At 36.6% G+C, this 16,914-nt stretch carries 15 protein-coding genes; 13 read left to right on the top strand and 2 right to left on the bottom strand.

What is annotated here, in order from left to right:
* Positions 1-27 precede the first annotated feature (27 nt).
* From LG375_RS03660 to radC, 13 genes are all read left to right on the top strand, one after another.
* Positions 28-744, top strand: a complete 717-nt coding sequence (locus LG375_RS03660; RefSeq protein ID WP_225745321.1) for a glycosyltransferase family 2 protein — start codon at positions 28-30, stop codon at positions 742-744.
* On the top strand, positions 744-1,100 hold the full coding sequence (locus LG375_RS03655; RefSeq protein WP_225745320.1) for a DUF2304 domain-containing protein: 357 nt from the start codon (positions 744-746) through the stop codon (positions 1,098-1,100). Before LG375_RS03660 ends, LG375_RS03655 begins: the two co-directional genes overlap by 1 nt.
* The gene (locus tag LG375_RS03650) at positions 1,090-1,866 is read left to right on the top strand and encodes a glycosyltransferase family 2 protein (RefSeq protein WP_225745319.1); all 777 of its coding nucleotides are present in this window, start codon (positions 1,090-1,092) and stop codon (positions 1,864-1,866) included. Before LG375_RS03655 ends, LG375_RS03650 begins: the two co-directional genes overlap by 11 nt.
* 146 nt (positions 1,867-2,012) lie before the next feature.
* Positions 2,013-3,113, top strand: coding sequence for a beta-carotene 15,15'-monooxygenase (locus tag LG375_RS03645; RefSeq protein WP_225745318.1), 1,101 nt, complete (start codon positions 2,013-2,015; stop codon positions 3,111-3,113).
* A 182-nt stretch (positions 3,114-3,295) separates the two neighbouring features.
* Positions 3,296-6,247: a rhamnan synthesis F family protein gene (locus tag LG375_RS03640; RefSeq protein WP_225745317.1), complete on the top strand. Its 2,952-nt coding sequence runs from the start codon at positions 3,296-3,298 to the stop codon at positions 6,245-6,247.
* Complete coding sequence (locus LG375_RS03635) at positions 6,234-7,541, top strand: DUF2142 domain-containing protein (RefSeq protein ID WP_073687893.1); 1,308 nt, start codon at positions 6,234-6,236, stop codon at positions 7,539-7,541. The genes LG375_RS03640 and LG375_RS03635 overlap by 14 nt, the downstream gene beginning before the upstream one ends.
* Positions 7,542-7,544: 3 nt before the next feature.
* The gene (locus LG375_RS03630; RefSeq protein ID WP_225745316.1) at positions 7,545-8,792 is read left to right on the top strand and encodes a glycosyltransferase family 4 protein; all 1,248 of its coding nucleotides are present in this window, start codon (positions 7,545-7,547) and stop codon (positions 8,790-8,792) included.
* 166 nt (positions 8,793-8,958) lie between these two features.
* Positions 8,959-10,107, top strand: a complete 1,149-nt coding sequence (gene cps2T, locus LG375_RS03625; RefSeq protein ID WP_151404463.1) for a beta 1-4 rhamnosyltransferase Cps2T — start codon at positions 8,959-8,961, stop codon at positions 10,105-10,107.
* Positions 10,104-11,042: a glycosyltransferase family 2 protein gene (locus tag LG375_RS03620; protein WP_151404464.1), complete on the top strand. Its 939-nt coding sequence runs from the start codon at positions 10,104-10,106 to the stop codon at positions 11,040-11,042. Before cps2T ends, LG375_RS03620 begins: the two co-directional genes overlap by 4 nt.
* On the top strand, positions 11,043-11,849 hold the full coding sequence (locus LG375_RS03615; RefSeq protein WP_002886828.1) for an ABC transporter permease: 807 nt from the start codon (positions 11,043-11,045) through the stop codon (positions 11,847-11,849).
* Positions 11,849-13,051, top strand: a complete 1,203-nt coding sequence (locus tag LG375_RS03610; protein WP_225745315.1) for a polysaccharide ABC transporter ATP-binding protein — start codon at positions 11,849-11,851, stop codon at positions 13,049-13,051. Before LG375_RS03615 ends, LG375_RS03610 begins: the two co-directional genes overlap by 1 nt.
* Positions 13,052-14,695 (top strand): rhamnan synthesis F family protein, encoded by a 1,644-nt coding sequence (locus LG375_RS03605; protein WP_225745314.1) that lies wholly within the window; start codon positions 13,052-13,054, stop codon positions 14,693-14,695.
* A gap of 45 nt (positions 14,696-14,740) precedes the next feature.
* Entirely contained in the window at positions 14,741-15,427 is a 687-nt protein-coding gene (gene radC, locus LG375_RS03600; RefSeq protein WP_002884547.1) for a RadC family protein, read from the top strand.
* Positions 15,428-15,484: 57 nt separating this feature from the next.
* On the opposite strand, the gene LG375_RS03595 is transcribed toward radC, so the two are convergent.
* On the bottom strand, positions 15,485-16,180 hold the full coding sequence (locus LG375_RS03595) for a gamma-glutamyl-gamma-aminobutyrate hydrolase family protein (RefSeq protein WP_225745313.1): 696 nt from the start codon (positions 16,178-16,180) through the stop codon (positions 15,485-15,487).
* Complete coding sequence (locus LG375_RS03590) at positions 16,173-16,832, bottom strand: redox-sensing transcriptional repressor Rex (RefSeq protein ID WP_064521034.1); 660 nt, start codon at positions 16,830-16,832, stop codon at positions 16,173-16,175. The genes LG375_RS03595 and LG375_RS03590 overlap by 8 nt, the downstream gene beginning before the upstream one ends.
* Positions 16,833-16,914 lie beyond the last annotated feature (82 nt).

Raw genomic sequence — 16,914 nt, 5'->3', positions numbered from 1 at the left:
TATTAAACACAGAAAGAATAAGAATACATGAGAGTTTTAATGATAATTCCTGCTTACAATGAGGAGGAAAGTATTTTCGATACGGTAACGAGTATCTTGAATTACCGCAAGAAAGTTGATTTTGATTTGGACTATGTTGTTATTAATGACGGATCAACAGATAAGACAAAACAAATTCTGGAAGAGAATCATTTTAATGCTGTTAATCTCGTAATGAATCTTGGAATTGGCGGTGCGGTTCAAACAGGATATAAATATGCACTAGAGCATGACTATGATGTAGCAGTTCAATTTGATGGCGATGGCCAGCATGATATTGAATCCTTGTCAGATTTGCTAGAACCAATTCGAAAAAATGAAGCAGATCTAGTTATTGGTTCTCGTTTTGTTGGTGATGTTAAGTCTGAATTTCAAACAACTTTTATGAGGCGCTTCGGAATTAGTGTTATTTCCAATCTTATCAAATGGACAACTGGACAAAGAGTTTTAGATACAACTTCAGGTTACCGTTTGGCTGATAAAAATGTTATTAAACAGTTCGCTAAGCGTTATCCAATCAAATATCCAGAACCAGAGACTATTGTTCACATTTTGAAACGTAAATATCGAGTTGTTGAACGACCAGCAAATATGTTTGAACGTACTGGTGGTGTTTCTTCTATTACGCCAATTAAATCCATTCGATATATGCTTGAAGTGTGTTCATCGATTGTTATTGCAGCATTTATGAAGGAGAGTGAATAATGTCAGTTTTATCTATGGTGATGTTGGTAGCTTCAATCTTTTTCCTTTATTTAGTCATCAGAAATATCAATAAGAATAATATCTTATTTGAACAGGCTTTCATGTGGATTGTCATCAGTCTGGTAATGATTATTATTTCCATTTTTGATGTTATTCCGGTTTATTTTGCAGGATTACTTGGGTTTGAACTGACTTCAAATTTTTTGTTGTCGCTTGCTATCTTTTTCTTGTTGGTTATTGCTTTTTTACAAACATTGACTGTGTCTAAGCAAAAGGAGCAGATTAAGCACTTGGTTCAAGAATTATCTATTCTAAAAAGTCATGTAGAAGAGAAAGAGGAAAAGAATGAAAGATAATCATACTTGGGTAATTTGTGCTTATGGAGAAAGTGATTATCTTGAAGCCTGTATTCAATCTTTGAAAAATCAAACTCTTCAATCTCAAATTATCTGTTATAGTTCAACGCCACTGGATTCGATTAAGGAACTGTGTCAGCGTTATGCTATCCCATTTTATACTAAACAAGGTGGGGGGATTGGCAAGGATTGGAATAATGCTATCTCTTTTGTAGAAACAAAATATGCTACTATCGCCCATCAGGATGACTATTATGAGCCAAGATATGTAGAAAAAGTATTGGCCAAGATGGAAAAAACTAGTGATGTTCTAATCGGATATTCTGATTATTTTGAAGAAAAAAATGATCTAAAGATTCCTGCCAATACCAATCTTAAGATTAAAACCTTAATGCTAAAAACAATGAATCTTTTTCCTAGTAGTCATTTTTGGCGCAATCGTGTAATGGCTTTTGGAAATCCAATTTGTTGTCCAGCTGTCACCTATAACCTTGAAAAATTGAAGAATTTTTATTTTGATGAAGGAATGAAGGTTAGCCTTGATTGGTATGCTTGGTACAAGATTAGTGAATATAAGGGACGTTTTGTCTATGTATCAGATAAGCTAATGTGTCACCGAATTCATGAGGAATCTGAGACATCTAAGACTATTGCTGATAATACTCGTAGTAAAGAAGATTTGTATATGTACCAACTCTTTTGGCCAAAATGGATAGCAAATATCCTTATGAAACAATATGTTAAGAGTCAGAAGACGAATGGGTAAATATAGTTGTCATTATGAGAGTGAGAAAATGAAAAGTAAAAGCAGATTTTATTATTACATCATAGTTATTTCTATACTATATGGTTTTCAGTATTATATTAATAACAAAATTACACCTGTGGGAGATCAGACAGCATTCTTAAATTATGCAAAGGAATTTCACTATAATTACCTTGAATTTGGAATTAATCGTTCTTACTTGGAGTAGCCGGTTACTGATTGAATCCGCAACATTATTCTTTTCAGTACATGATAAGTTATTTATATTAGCGTCTATTATTGCAAGTTTCTTTTTGCTTTTACCTAGTAAGAAACTTAGCCCTAATTTACCTTGGATACCTGGACTCTTCATTTTTATTTTTTTACCAGCAAGTGAATTTTTAAGTGCAGGTTCTATTCCTACATATATTAATTATGTATTTCCAGCATCATTTCTTTTATTCGCTTTGTATTATCGTTATTCAGGTAAGTGGTGGGGCCAATGTCTAGCGTTCTTATCTTTTGTTTTTGCTGTTATGAATGAACAGTTAGCAGTCTATGCTTTTTTATGGATTGTTTTCGAATTAATAAGAGATTGGAAAGTTATTACATTTAGGTATAGAAATATATTGTATGGGTTGGTTTCATTGACAGGAATTCTTTCTGCAAAATTCTCTCCTGGAAACACATTGAGGTTTGAAAAAAATGTGGAATCTTGGTTTCCAAATTTTGTCCACTTGAACCCACTCCAAAAAATAGGGTTAGGAATTTTAGAAACTGGAGATGGTATATTTTCAGTATCTTTCGAGTTTATTTTTGTATTTTTGATAGTTTTAGTAGCTTTATCGTTTTATAAAAAGAATTTTATTTCGCTTATTCTGTCATCTTTTACCTTATTTGCTATTTTAAGTCAGAAGTTTGAGTGGAGAAATATTTTATTTACACTTTCTAGTGTTAGTAAAGTTGCTAGAGAGAGTGGCACCTTTGATTACAATGTTGTCTATTTTGGAGCGGTGATTTATAATATCGTTTTATTTATGATGCTGATGTATTCTCTATGGACTCTTTCTAAAGTTTCAGATAGGTTATGGATTATATACTTATTCGGGATAGGTTTAATTGGGCGTTTGCTGATTTCATTTTCACCTACACTTTATGCTTCAAGCACCAGAACGTATTTACCTATAATGCTTAGTCTATTTATTATTACTTGTTATTTTTTGAATGATATTTATATTCATTTTAAACGGTCAAAAGTTATCAAGTAAAAGCAGAGTTGGTTCTGCTTTTTTTCTTTGTCTCTAGTAGGGCGATTTTTTGTCCAAACTATAGTATAATTAAGGTGGTATGCACTTTCAAAGATTAACTAACCTAGGAATCTTTGAGACCTAGTAATATTAGTAATTATTAGGTACTAATTACTATTTTCTTACATAAAATGGATGGAAAAATGACTAACTTAATATCAGTAGTTGTAACATGTTACAATCATGAAAATTATATTGAACAATGTTTGCGAAGTATTTTTAACCAAACTTATCGAAACATTGAATTAATTGTTCTCGATGATGGTTCGACAGATTCTTCCTCAGAAATTATTCAGGAGGTTTTGAAAGAATCGCCTTTTGTGACGACATTTGAGTCTCATGAAAATATTGGGGTTGTAAGAACACGGAATAAAGGAATTAATCTTTTAAATGGGGACTATTTTATATTTGTAGATAGTGATGATTTTTTGGATGATAGATATGTAGAGGAATTATATGATTGTGCGATTAATCATCAAGCGGACATAGTGTATTGTGATCTATTCAATTTTGAAAAAAATGAAGTCTATCTAAAAGCCCAAGAGTTTGAATTGCACAGCTTATTGGTATCGAATTATATTTCAAATTGTTCTTTAGTAAAAAAAGCGATATTAAAGGATACCTATTATGATGAAAAACTATCAGGGAAAAAACTCGAAGACTATGATTTTTTCTTGAACCTTATTATCAATAATGGTGCGAAGGCAGTATATCAGCCAAGCACCAAGCTTAATTATCGTGTTTTTGAAAAAGATTCGATTTCAAAAAGAGACTCTGTTCGCTACCATTATGAAATCTATCTCGAAGTTCTTGAGAAGTATCTTGATAAGTTGCCGCATGAAATCTATCAAGCGGTTTGTGAAAACTTGATGATTTTGGAGAGCCGTATAGACGATTTGCTGAAACATCATGATGATGTGAGAGATTATGTTAATCGCTTGAAAAATGAGTGTGATCAACTTGAACGAAGAAAGTATGCACAATCTAAGAGACTGAAGGCGGCCCATAAAGAAATGGAGCTTATCCGAAGTTCGCTATCATATCGTTTAGGGAACGCCCTTATCACTCCTATAAAGACAGCTGGAGTAATTGCGAAGAATCCAAAAGCTATTAAAAATTATTTGAGAGCTTTAAAAGTCAAAGTTGTCCAGCTACGTCGTCGAATGACACCACTTAAGGTTCGCCAGTTACGACGTCTCAGAAATAGTCAACGTTCTGCTTTGTCACATAATGGTAAGAAAGCGTTGGTTTATGTTATTTTTGAGTCTGAGGCTCGTCTTCAAGAATACAAATTACGTTTCTTGCAAGCCTTGGCTCCATTGGTAGATGATGTTATTGTAGTTGTCAATGGACAGCTTCACGATGATGATATTAATACCCTTGAGACTTACGGTAGGGTTTTGACTCGTGATAACAAGGGATATGATACTGCGGCCTTTAGAGAAGGAATCTTTGCCTTTGGTAAAGACAAACTTAAGGATTATGACCAGCTCCTCTTGGTGAATGATACTAATATTGGTCCGATGAGGGATTTGTCTCAAGTGTTCCAGGAAATGGCTGATAAGCAACTAGATTTCTGGGGAATTTCCTTTGGAGAAGAGCAAGAAGATGTTACTAAAGAGAATCCTTATGGCTACATTCCTAAGCATCTTCAATCTTATTTCCTAGTTATTGAAAAGCTTATGCTAAACGATGATGACTTTTATGAGTACTGGACACACTTGACGGATACAGACTCTCGTGATAAGGCTATTGGTCGACATGAGACACGTTTTACCAAGCATTTTGCCGATTTGGGTTATCGTTTCGATGCGGTCGTGCAAGAATACGAAGATTCTGCCATGTATATCCACCCGCTTAAGATGCTCAAAGCAGGTAGTCCTTTGGTAAAATATACGGCTCTGAAAAATTATGATGAAGACCAGTTCTTGTGGCAAGGTCTGGATCGTGATTCAGAAGTCCCTGACTTGTTAGAGTTTGTTGCAGAAAAAACGGATTATCCTGTGGTAATCTTGGAAGATATTGTGAATAAATTTAAGGCTGTTCCACGTGATCAATATATTCTATTGATTGATGGGGTTGAAAATATTATTCCGCAATGTACCCGTTACCGTGTCTTGAACAAGGCAGAACAATTACGCAAGCATGGCTTTGCAGTCAAAGTTGTTAACCTATCTGATTTCCAATTATCGATGGCTCAAAATGCTAGTCACATCATTATTTACCGCTCACCAATCTCACCGGAACTTTTGCGTCTATGTCATTTGGCTAAGGAATATGGGAAACCTGTTTTCTTTGATATTGATGATTTGGTTTTTGATACGGTTTATACAGACCAATTGAGTTATACGCAAGGACTTAATTCGGTTGAAAAAGGAAACTATGATGCTGGTGTTCGAAATTATGGCTATATGCTAGAAAACTGTGATGGCGCCATTACTTCGACTAACCAGTTGCAAGAGGAGTTATTTAAGTATCAAAGTAAGGTTTTACTTAATCGCAACTTGGCTTCTGATGACTTAATCGCTATTAGTAGTCAATATATCAAAGATTACTCTCAAACATCTGATATTGTTAAGATTGGCTATTTCTCTGGTTCAATTAGTCATAATGAGAATTTTGAATTGATTAAACCAGCTATTAAGCAACTGCTTACAAAATATAGCAATGTCCAATTACATATTGTCGGGATTCTGGATATCCCACAAGATATGAAGCCCTTTGAAAATCAAATTGTAACTCACGATTATGTGGACTGGGATAAATTGCCTGCCTTGATTAGTGAGGTTGATATTAACCTAGCACCTCTTGTGGATTCTATCTTTAACCGTGCGAAGTCAGAGATTAAGTGGATTGAAGCTGCCTTGGTGAAGGTACCAACAGTAGCAAGTAAGATAGGAGCTTTCTCAGATGCGGTTGTTGATGGTGAAACAGGATTGTTAGCTACTGATGACCAGTGGTTCGACAAGCTTGAAGCCTTGGTTTTATCTCCAGAATTAAGACAGAAAATTGCAGATGCTGCTTATCGGGCTGTTCTTGAAAACTGTACGTTAAGCAAGAAAGATGATATGGTGACTTATTTTGAACAGAATTAAACAGATAAAAGTTGAAAATTTATTTTTCATCTTAGCAACGATTTTTATTTTCTCATTTATGTTTGTATTTCCAATTAATCGTGTGCCGGACGAAACAAACCACGCGCGAATGACTTGGGAAACTTTCCATAAACCAACCGATACATCTTTTAAGTGGATGGATGAGATTCCAAGTAATGATAAGGTTAAGTTAGCGGAATATAAACAGATTTTTGCTCAAAAGATTGATATGAGTAAAGAACCTTTTCAATTTGGTGTGAGTTTAAAAACAATCTCCTTTATTCCACAGTTGATAGGGATGACGATTGGAAGTTGGATTAGTCCTACAGTCGGGATGATTATCTATATGGGGCGCATCTTTAATGCACTGGCTTATATACTAGGAATTTACTTTTTAATACGTTATTTCAAGTATGGGGAAACAGCCTTAATGTTTATTTCGCTGCTACCTATTATGGTTCAGCAAGCTTCGTCACTTTCTTATGATGTGATGAACTATTTAGAAGTGATGTTGGCTCTCGGTTTTATCACAAATCTTGCCTATTCTAAACGTTTTACCAATCGTAATATTATCCAGGTGATAGGTCTTGCGATTTTACTATTAGCAACTAAGCCAAATAACGTTTTATTGTTGGGATTGATTCCGTTTGTACCGCTTGAGTTTGAAGGTTTCCTTGCCTTTCTAAATCGTCCAGTGCAAGCCATTAAGACCTTTATTTCAAAATATAAAGCAGTCTTCTATCTTCTCTTTGTTGTAGGCCTTGTAGTGGTTCTTCAATTCTTAATGAAGAATCAAGGTGGTCTTCGTCATTATGGAGAAGTTTTGCGTAATACACTCTTTAATCCTGAGTTGAATGACAATTTGAATGGTATCTTGTCACTTGGGATGTTCGGTTATCTTGGTAACCTTACTTTACAAATGCCACTGTGGTTAATTTTTATTGATATCATCGTTCTTACCATTTTATTCCTATCAAGTAAGAAGGATTTCTTTACAAAAGACTTTGCTAATGCATCTTGGATTCTCTTCCTACTAGAGGTTTTAGCCGCTGTTACAGTAATGTATATGCAGTGGACACCAGTTGTTCTTGGTCAGGGAGCTAATATATCAGTTGGTGCTCAAGGACGTTATTTCACGCCATTTATCATTCTTTTGTTGCCGCTAGTCGCTAACATAGCTAAGATTGATTTATCTCGACAGAAAAGATTGAAGATAGCAACTCTGACTTTAATTGCTAATTTCTTAGTGGCTATGTATCTGATTCTTTTCCATTACTGGGGGGTATTTGCATAATTTATGACTAAAACAATTTTATTTATTTCTCCAACAGGAACTCTAGATAATGGTGCTGAAATCTCGATAGTCAATCTTATGAAATTTCTTGTAAAAAAAGGATATCGTGTATTAAACGTTTTTCCTGATTACAAGGTTCCATCTCAAGAGGAATATCAAGTAGAACTTCAGAAAGCAGGGATTGAAACCTATGGTCTTTCAGCTGTTAAATGGTGGTGGGAAGAAGCACCGGGTGGTTCGCCAGGCAATCATTTTTTGCGAGTGAAGTCGTATAATAAGAATGTCAAAGACATTCGAAATATTATTGTAGATAACAAGGTGGACCTTGTTATCAGTAATACAGTCAATGTTTTTCAAGGAGCACTTGCTGCAGCTTTTGAGCATGTCAAACATTTTTGGTTGATTCATGAATTTCCTGAGGGAGAGTTCGGTTACTATAAAGAAAAACTAGACTTTATAGACACGTTTTCTGATGAGATTTTTGCTGTAACAGGAGCGTTGACAGAGGATTTACAAACGTATTTTCCAAATAGGAAGATTTATTCCTTTGCACCTTATACTCAAATTGAACCTAAAGAAGGTCTGGGAACTGAATCCAACGACCACCATCGTATCGTTTCAGTTGGTCGCTTGACTCAGAGAAAGAATCAACTTGAGTTGATTAAAGCTTTTCAAATGCTTAATCTAGCAGGCACTGAACTTGTATTTTTAGGTGCATGGGATGAGGATTATAAACAAATCTGTGATGATTATATTGTAGAGCATAATTTGAAAAATGTTTCATTTATGGGATATTTAGATGATCCTTGGTCAGAGATTACTGATAAGGATTTAGCTGTTTTTCCGTCTAGTATGGAAACGTTTGGTCTCGTTTATGTTGAATCTGTTTTAAATGGTATTCCAACAATTTTATCAGATAATGCGGGACATAAATCTGCTTTCGAATATATGAACGAGCAAGGTTATATCTATCCTTTGGGTGATTTGGATGCCTTGACTAGCATGATTTCAGAGGTCCTTGGTGGATTTGACCAAGAGAAACTTGAAGCAGTAAAAGCTGTTCCTAGTTTGAAAGAGAGATACTCTATGGAGAGTGTTTATGCTAATATTACTGAAAAACTTGAGGATGATGAATTGCGTTATAAGAAAGTAAATCAGAAAGATGTAGATTTTCTCAACAGCCGAAAAGCACTAACGAAGAGTGTGAAATCTGCTGTAAAAAAATTATTTCAGCTTAAAAAGATGAATTAAGGTAAAATCTCGTTATCTATGATTAAGAATGAAAAGGCCATTTTCGAAGGGCCTTTTTGCTTTACTCTTTCTGTCCAATCATGCAAAATACCTTCCAAAATGGTATAATAAAAGCTACTATGTATAATTCTGTGTATTTGAGAGATGTGACGAATGGAGGTAAACTTTGAAGGATATTTTTATCATAGGTAGTAGAGGTTTGCCTGCTCAATATGGTGGTTTCGAGACATTTGTTGAAAAATTGATTTCTCATAAGGTATCACCTGCTATACGTTATCACGTGGCTTGCTTATCTGACGAAAGTACTGGCAACCATTTTGACTATAAAGGTACGGATTGTTTTACGGTCAATCCTCCAAAGCTAGGTCCTGCGCGTGTCATAGCTTACGATATGATGGCTATCAATTATAGCTTGAAACTTATTAAAAAAGAGGGAATTCAAGCCCCAATTTTCTATATTTTAGGAAATACCATTGGTGCCTTCATTGTTCATTTTGCTAAGAAAATTCAGTCCATTGGTGGCATTTTGTTAGTCAATCCTGATGGTTTGGAATGGAAACGGGCTAAGTGGTCTAAGCCTGTTCAAAGCTATCTCAAATACTCTGAAAAAGAGATGACAAAGTATGCGAACTTGATTATTTCTGATAACCGAGGTATTGAGACCTATATTCAAAATACCTATCCGTGGTCTAGAACGACTTTCATCGCTTATGGAACTGACTTATCTAAGACGACTTTGGCTGCTGAGGATGCCCCTGTTCGAGATTGGTATCAGAAATGGCAAACTCAAGAAAAAGACTACTATTTGATACTGGGTCGATTTGTTCCTGAAAACAACTACGAAACTGCGATTCGAGAATTTATGAAGTCCTCTACAGAGCGTGATCTTGTTATCATCTGTAATCATGAAGGAAATGCTTACTTTGATGAACTACGACAGATAACAGGATTTGATAAAGATAAACGTGTGAAGTTTGTGGGGACTGTCTATGATCAGGACTTGCTTAAGTATATCCGTAACCAAGCCTTTGCTTATATTCATGGACATGAAGTAGGTGGAACGAATCCAGGCTTATTAGAGGCCTTGGCTCAAACAGACCTCAACCTTATCTATAATGTAGACTTTAACCATCAGGTTGCTCAGGAGACCGCCTTGTATTGGAATAAAGAGGATGGGAATTTGTCTCAGCTTATCGATTCTGTAGATGGTCAAGTGTCATTTGAGGACTTGGGAAATGCTGCTAAAGCAAATATGAAAGAAAATTACACCTGGGAAAAAATCGTGGGTGAATACGAGGAGCTATTTTTATCATGAAAGTAACTATTCTCATGTCTACTTATAATGGCGAGAACTTTTTAGCAGAGCAAATAGAGAGTATTCAGCAACAGACTTATACTGATTGGACCTTGTTAATTCGTGATGATGGTTCTAAAGATAAAACGAGAGACCTTATCAAACGTTTCGCTTCAGAAGATGATCGCATTGTTTTCATCAATCCTGATCAAACTGAAAATTTAGGTGTTATAAAGAGTTTCTTTACGCTTTTGAAGTATCAAGAATCTGACTACTACCTTTTCTCAGATCAGGATGATACTTGGTTACCTGAGAAACTATCTCTTCAACTTGAGAAAGCAAGTCACTACCCATCTGATAAACCACTTTTGGTATATACGGATTTAAAGGTTGTGAATCAAGATTTAGAGGTACTTCATGAGAGTATGATTCGTACTCAGTCTGATCATGCCAATACGGAATTGGTTCAAGAAATGACAGAAAACACTGTTACAGGTGGTGTGTCTTTAATCAATCATGCCCTGGCTGAATTATGGACTGGTGAGGAAACGAACGAGCTTTTGATGCATGACTGGTATTTAGGTTTGCTTGCGTCAGCATTTGGCAATCTCGTTTATATTGATCAGCCGACAGAGCTTTACCGTCAGCATGCGGATAATGTCTTGGGAGCTAGAACACTTCGAAAACGTATGCAGAATTGGATTCGCCCTCAGACCTTGTTCAACAAATATTGGAAGTTGATTAAGGCTAGTCAGAATCAGGCGGAAAATCTTCTTTCTTTGCCATTGAATGCTGAAAATAGAGAGTTGGTTGAAAACTTTGTGACCATTATGGACCAAGGATTCAGAGAGCGTTATCGTCGTTTGAAAACATATGGCTATCGTAAAAACAGGGCTTTTCATACCTTCGTATTTACGAGTTTGATTTTGACAAAATTCATGTATAAGGAGGACTAAATGAATTTCTTTAGTCAAAAAAATAGGATTTTACTTAAGGAACTGATTAAAACGGATTTTAAATTGCGTTATCAAGGTTCTTTCATTGGTTATCTTTGGTCTATTTTGAAACCTTTGATGATGTTTACAATCATGTACCTTGTCTTTGTTCGTTTCTTGAGATTTGATGACGGGACACCACACTATGCAGTAGGATTGCTTTTGGCCATGATTTTTTGGGGCTTCTTTACGGAGGCTACCAATATGGGGATGCTTTCCATTGTTTCACGCGGGGATCTCTTACGTAAATTAAACTTTCCGAAGCAAACAATCGTAATCTCATCTGTACTAGGGGCTGCAATTAATTTCTTGATTAACCTAGTGGTTGTCTTTGTATTTGCCTTAATTAACCATGTTCCAATCGGTTTCAATACTTTGGTTATCATTCCTCTCTTTATTGAGGTGTTATTGATGGCAATGGGAGTTGCTTTTATTCTATCAGCACTCTTTGTTAAATACCGTGATATTGGTCCTATCTGGGAAGTTGTACTCCAAGCTGGTATGTATGCAAGCCCAATTATCTATTCCATCACTTACCTTCTTCAAAGAAATCAGACGTTTGTTGCAAAGGTTATGATGTTGAATCCGATCGCTCAGATTTTACAGGATATGCGTCATTTTATTATTGATCCAGTTAACCCTAGAGGATGGGATATTATTAATAATAAACTAATTGCTTTTGTTCCTTATGCGATTCCTGTAGTGATTTTTATCATTGGTTTCCTTGTCTTTAATCGAAATGCTAAACGATTTGCGGAGATTCTATAATGTCAAATAATATTGCTGTAAAAGTAGATCATGTAAGTAAGTATTTTAAATTACCAACTGAGGCGAGTCAGAGTTTGAGAACAACTTTAGTCAATCGCTTTAAAGGGATTAAAGGGTATACTGAACAACATGTCTTGAAAGATATTTCTTTTGAAGTTGAAAAAGGTGATTTTTATGGAATTGTTGGACGTAATGGTTCTGGGAAATCAACACTTCTAAAAATTATTTCTGAGATTTATGTTCCTGAAAAAGGTAAGGTTACCATTGATGGTAAGTTGGTATCTTTCATTGAGCTTGGGGTTGGGTTTAATCCAGAACTAACTGGTCGTGAGAATGTCTATATGAATGGTGCAATGCTTGGTTTTTCAACTGAAGAAGTAGATGCCATGTATGATGACATTGTAGACTTTGCTGAACTTCATGATTTCATGAATCAAAAGTTGAAGAACTACTCAAGTGGTATGCAGGTTCGTCTGGCTTTCTCAGTTGCTATCAAGGCTCAAGGAGATATCCTTATCCTGGATGAAGTCTTAGCTGTAGGTGACGAAGCTTTCCAGCGTAAGTGTAATGATTATTTCATGGAACGTAAGCAATCTGGAAAAACAACTATCTTAGTTACCCATGATATGTCAGCAGTTAAAAAATACTGTAATAAAGCAGTTCTGATTGAACATGGTTTGGTCAAAGTGGTTGGTAATCCAGATGAAGTTGCTAACCAATATAGTTTTGATAATGCTGCTGGTCAAAAGGTTTCAAACGACGACGTTGTTGTTGAAAATCCTAAAATCACTGATTTACAAGTGAAACTCTTGAATGATAATATTATCAGTCCTGACCAAGATATTTCATTTGAAATTTCATATGATGTCAATGAGGATATTGAGACCTATATTGCCTTTTCCTTAACGGATATTGACCGTGGTATCTGGATTTATAATGACAATTCCATGGACAATAAAACAAGTGGTTCTGGAAGAAAAACACTCACATATAAATGTAGTCTTGCCCATCTTAATAACATTAAGCTTAAGCTTCAGGTTTCTGTCCGAGATAACGATGATCAGATGATTGCTTTTGCTGATTCAGAAAACTCACCAGTTATTCTCTTGAATCGAACTGATATTGAGGATGATGATAAGTCTGCTAAAGATTCTGCAACCGGTATGGTTCAGAGAAATGGAAAATGGGAGATTCAAGAATAAATGAAACGTCTCTTATTGTATGTTCATTATAATAAGTACGACGAATTAAGTGGTCATGTGCTCTACCAATTGGAGCAACTTCGACCACTTTTTTCTAAACTTATTGTGATTTCAAATAGTCAACTAACGGAATCGGCAATATTAACTCTCAAAGAGCTTGGCATAGATGAAGTTATTCAGAGAGAGAATCTAGGCTTTGATTTTGCGGCCTGGAGAGATGGTTTGACTCATGTTGGATTCGAACGGTTAGCAGATTTTGATTCGGTTACACTCATGAATGACACTTGCTTTGGTCCTCTTTGGGATATGTCTGACCTAGTTGAAGACTTTGAACAACGACAGAGTGTTGACTTTTGGGGGATGACGAACTTTAGAAAGACCAAATATTTCGAAGAGCATTTGCAAAGTTATTTTATATCTTTCAAAAATCATGTTGTCGCTTCGGAAGTCTTTCAGAAATTTTGGACTTCTATAAAGACTTTTACTGATGTTCAAGATGTTATTGACAATTACGAAACTAGGGTTACCAGTGTTCTTACTGAGGCGGGTTATCGTTATGATGCTGTCTTTAATACCATTGATGCAGAGGCAGAAGATTTAATTCATCCTGACTTTTCTTACTATAGACCAATAAGTACCCTTGAGCATAAGGTACCGTTCATTAAACTAAAAGCTTTTACCGACAATGAAAAAAAGGGAAAATTACTTTTAGACTATCTTGCTAACCTATCAACATATCCAGTAGCACTAATTAAGTCACATCTAAATCGTTACCATTCCCCTGACAGTTTAGTCATTTTAGATGAGAAAATTATTGGCCCTTCTTTTAAAACCTTAAGCAAGCATGAGTATCGTATGGCTATCCATGTGCATATTAGCGACCTTGAGAGACTGAAAGTATTTTTTGATAGTAAGTTATCTGCTTTCTATTATTTCACTTTATCAAGTCGTTTAGATAAAAATGAAGTTGAGAATACTTTATTAAATAGTTTTGATAAAGATAGATTTCAGATAGTCTCACAACGGTTTGATAATCATTATCATGCCTTGGTTTCCTTGGCTTCTAAGCTTTGTGATTATGACTTTGTTGGGCATTTTCACACAGAAGCCTTTGGAAATGAGGGTAAACTTGTCGATGAAGCTACAAGACTTGCTTTAGTGGATATGCTAGCAGATGAAGAGAAAGTGGCATCAATCTTTGCAAGTTTTCCAGAGGTTGGACTTGTTTTTGCTGATTTGTCAAAAGAACTTTATTGGACCGATGCAATTGGTACCTTAAATCAAGAACAAACTGTTAAACTAACTAACGAATGTCAAAAAGTTATCAATCATTCGCTTCATATTTTTCAAAGTTCTATGTGGTTATCAAAAGATCTTCTAGAAAAAATTATTCTTAAGGATGAGCAAGCTTTCTATGACTTTGATGAGGATACCCTTTCTTATCTTTTCTATCGAAAAGCCTGGGACGTAGGAATTGATTATCGTATTATTGCTTCAGAAAAAATATCTTTTGCAGAACGTTATAAGGTCCATCTTATTGAAATGTCACAGGTGGCAGAACCACTGACGTTAAAGGATAAAGTTTCAGCATATCGAAAAGCCTTGTTAAAGAAATTAGGTTTAAAAAAATCTGCAGCTGTTTAACTTCCCCCTCCCACTTACGAATAGGTAAGTAGGAGGTTTTTTCTTATGTATAGTATTGTATCTGAGGAGGCGGGGCTTTTGCCTCGTGAGCGACTCTTGCAGAAGGGAGCAGAGGTTTTATCGGACCAGGAGTTGTTGGCGATAGTGCTGCGGACAGGGACCAAATCTGAGTCGGTCTTATCTATGGCCAATCGTATTTTGAAAGGGATGACGAGTTTGGCGGATTTGTCTCGTTTGTCCTTGAATGAGCTTCAGGAGATTCCTGGTATTGGGCGTGTGAAGTCTATTGAGCTCAAGGCTATGGTGGAGTTGGCTAAGCGGATTGAGAAGGCTGAGTTGGCTCGTTCCGAGCAGATTATGTCCAGTCAGCAGGTGGCCCGTCGTATGATGTTGGATATTGGGGACAAGCCTCAGGAGCATCTAGTGGCCATCTATTTGGATACACAGAATCGTATTATTCAGCAAAAGACAGTCTTTATTGGTGGTGTTCGCCGTTCGATTGCCGAGCCACGTGAGATTTTGCATTATGCTTGCCATCTGATGGCAACGTCCTTGATTGTGGTTCACAATCATCCGTCAGGTGAGGCCTATCCGAGTCGAAATGATATTGATTTTACGCAAAAGATTAAGCGGTCCTGTGATGATTTGGGGATTTGTCTGCTTGATCATCTGATTGTTGGTAAATCGACCTATTATTCTTTTCGTGAGGAGAGGGAGGATTTTGAGCTTTAGATTGGACCTATGTGATAAAGACAAGAGAAAAGCAACTGAGTGCAGTCTCAGTTGCTTTTAAAGTTCGTTAACGACATATTCAAAGAGTTTGAGGTCTTCTTCACGTTTGTCTAAGAGAAGTTCTGGGTGCCACTGTACACCAAGGAAACGAAGGTCTGGTGTATTAGACTCAACGGCTTCGACGGTGTTGTCCTCAGGGTCACGCGCAATGACACGAAGGTCAGAGGCCAAGTGTTTGATACTTTGATGGTGGAAGGAGTTGATAGAGGTTTCACGTCCGTAGATTTCTGCCAACTTACTGTTCTCATCAACAATCATCTCATGGTAGAGGTAATCAGACGGCTTGTCCTGCCAGTGATGCTCAATATCTTGATGGAGGCTACCACCTAATGCGACGTTCATGAGTTGGGTTCCACGACAGATTGAAAAGATAGGTTTCTTTTGCTTAGTGGCTTCCTCAATAAGTGCCATTTCAAAGACATCACGTTCGAGGAAGAAGTCATCTTCACTGGCATGGTTCTCTTCGTTGTAGAATTTAGGGTCAACGTTTTGCCCACCGATAAGGATGAGCTTGTCAATCATGGAGATATAGGTCTTGGCTTCCGATGGATCGGAAACTGGTAGTAGGATTGCTAGGCCACCGGCTCTTTGAACTCCTTCTACAAAGCCAGATGGGGCATAGGACCAGTTGATGTCTTCATGGGCTGGATTAGGCCTTACATTGGCTGTGATTCCGATAATTGGTTTAGTCATTGTTTCTCCTTGATTTTTCTTCTTCTTTCATGAAATAGAGTAGGGTTTGTAATTCGCTAGTCAGGTCTACGTATTGGACCACCACGTGGCGTGGAAGATTAAGATTGACCGGAGAGAAGCAGAGAATGCCTTCAATTCCAGCATCAACCAAAAGATCAGCCACCTCCTGGGCCTTAACTGATGGCACTGTCAGGATGGCTGTTTTGATATCTTCTTGAGCAATCTTGTCCTTAATTTGGGAAATCCCATAGATAGGAATATTGTCCTCAGTTTGAGTTCCAACCAGTTCGTTATCGTCTGTATCAAAAGCCATGACTAGCTGCATGCGATTACGCTCTTGAAAACGGTAGTGGAGGAGGGCACGTCCGACATTCCCTACACCTACGAGGAGTACCTTGGTAGTCGCATTGTCATTAAGGAGTTCAGCGAAAAATGTCATCAGCTTGTTCACGTCATAACCAAAGCCACGACGACCTAGCTCACCAAAGTAGGAGAAGTCACGACGAACAGTGGCAGGGTCAATCCCAATAGCTTCAGCAATTTGTTTAGAGCTTGCTTTGTCGATATTTTCACGATGGAATCGCTTGAAAATACGATAGTAGAGAGAGAGACGTTTGGCAGTGGCGTTTGGGATGTTTTTCTCAAATGTCATTGATCGCTTTCCTTTCTTCAATTAGTATGATTCTCTTATATTTTAAGAAAAGTTTGTGAAGATTGCAACAAAATAGTGTAGA

This window comes from Streptococcus sp. Marseille-Q3604 (assembly GCF_916619785.1).
Taxonomy (GTDB): domain Bacteria; phylum Bacillota; class Bacilli; order Lactobacillales; family Streptococcaceae; genus Streptococcus.
The sequence above is the reverse complement of the archived record's forward strand: the minus strand, read 5'-3'. Positions and strand labels throughout refer to the sequence as shown.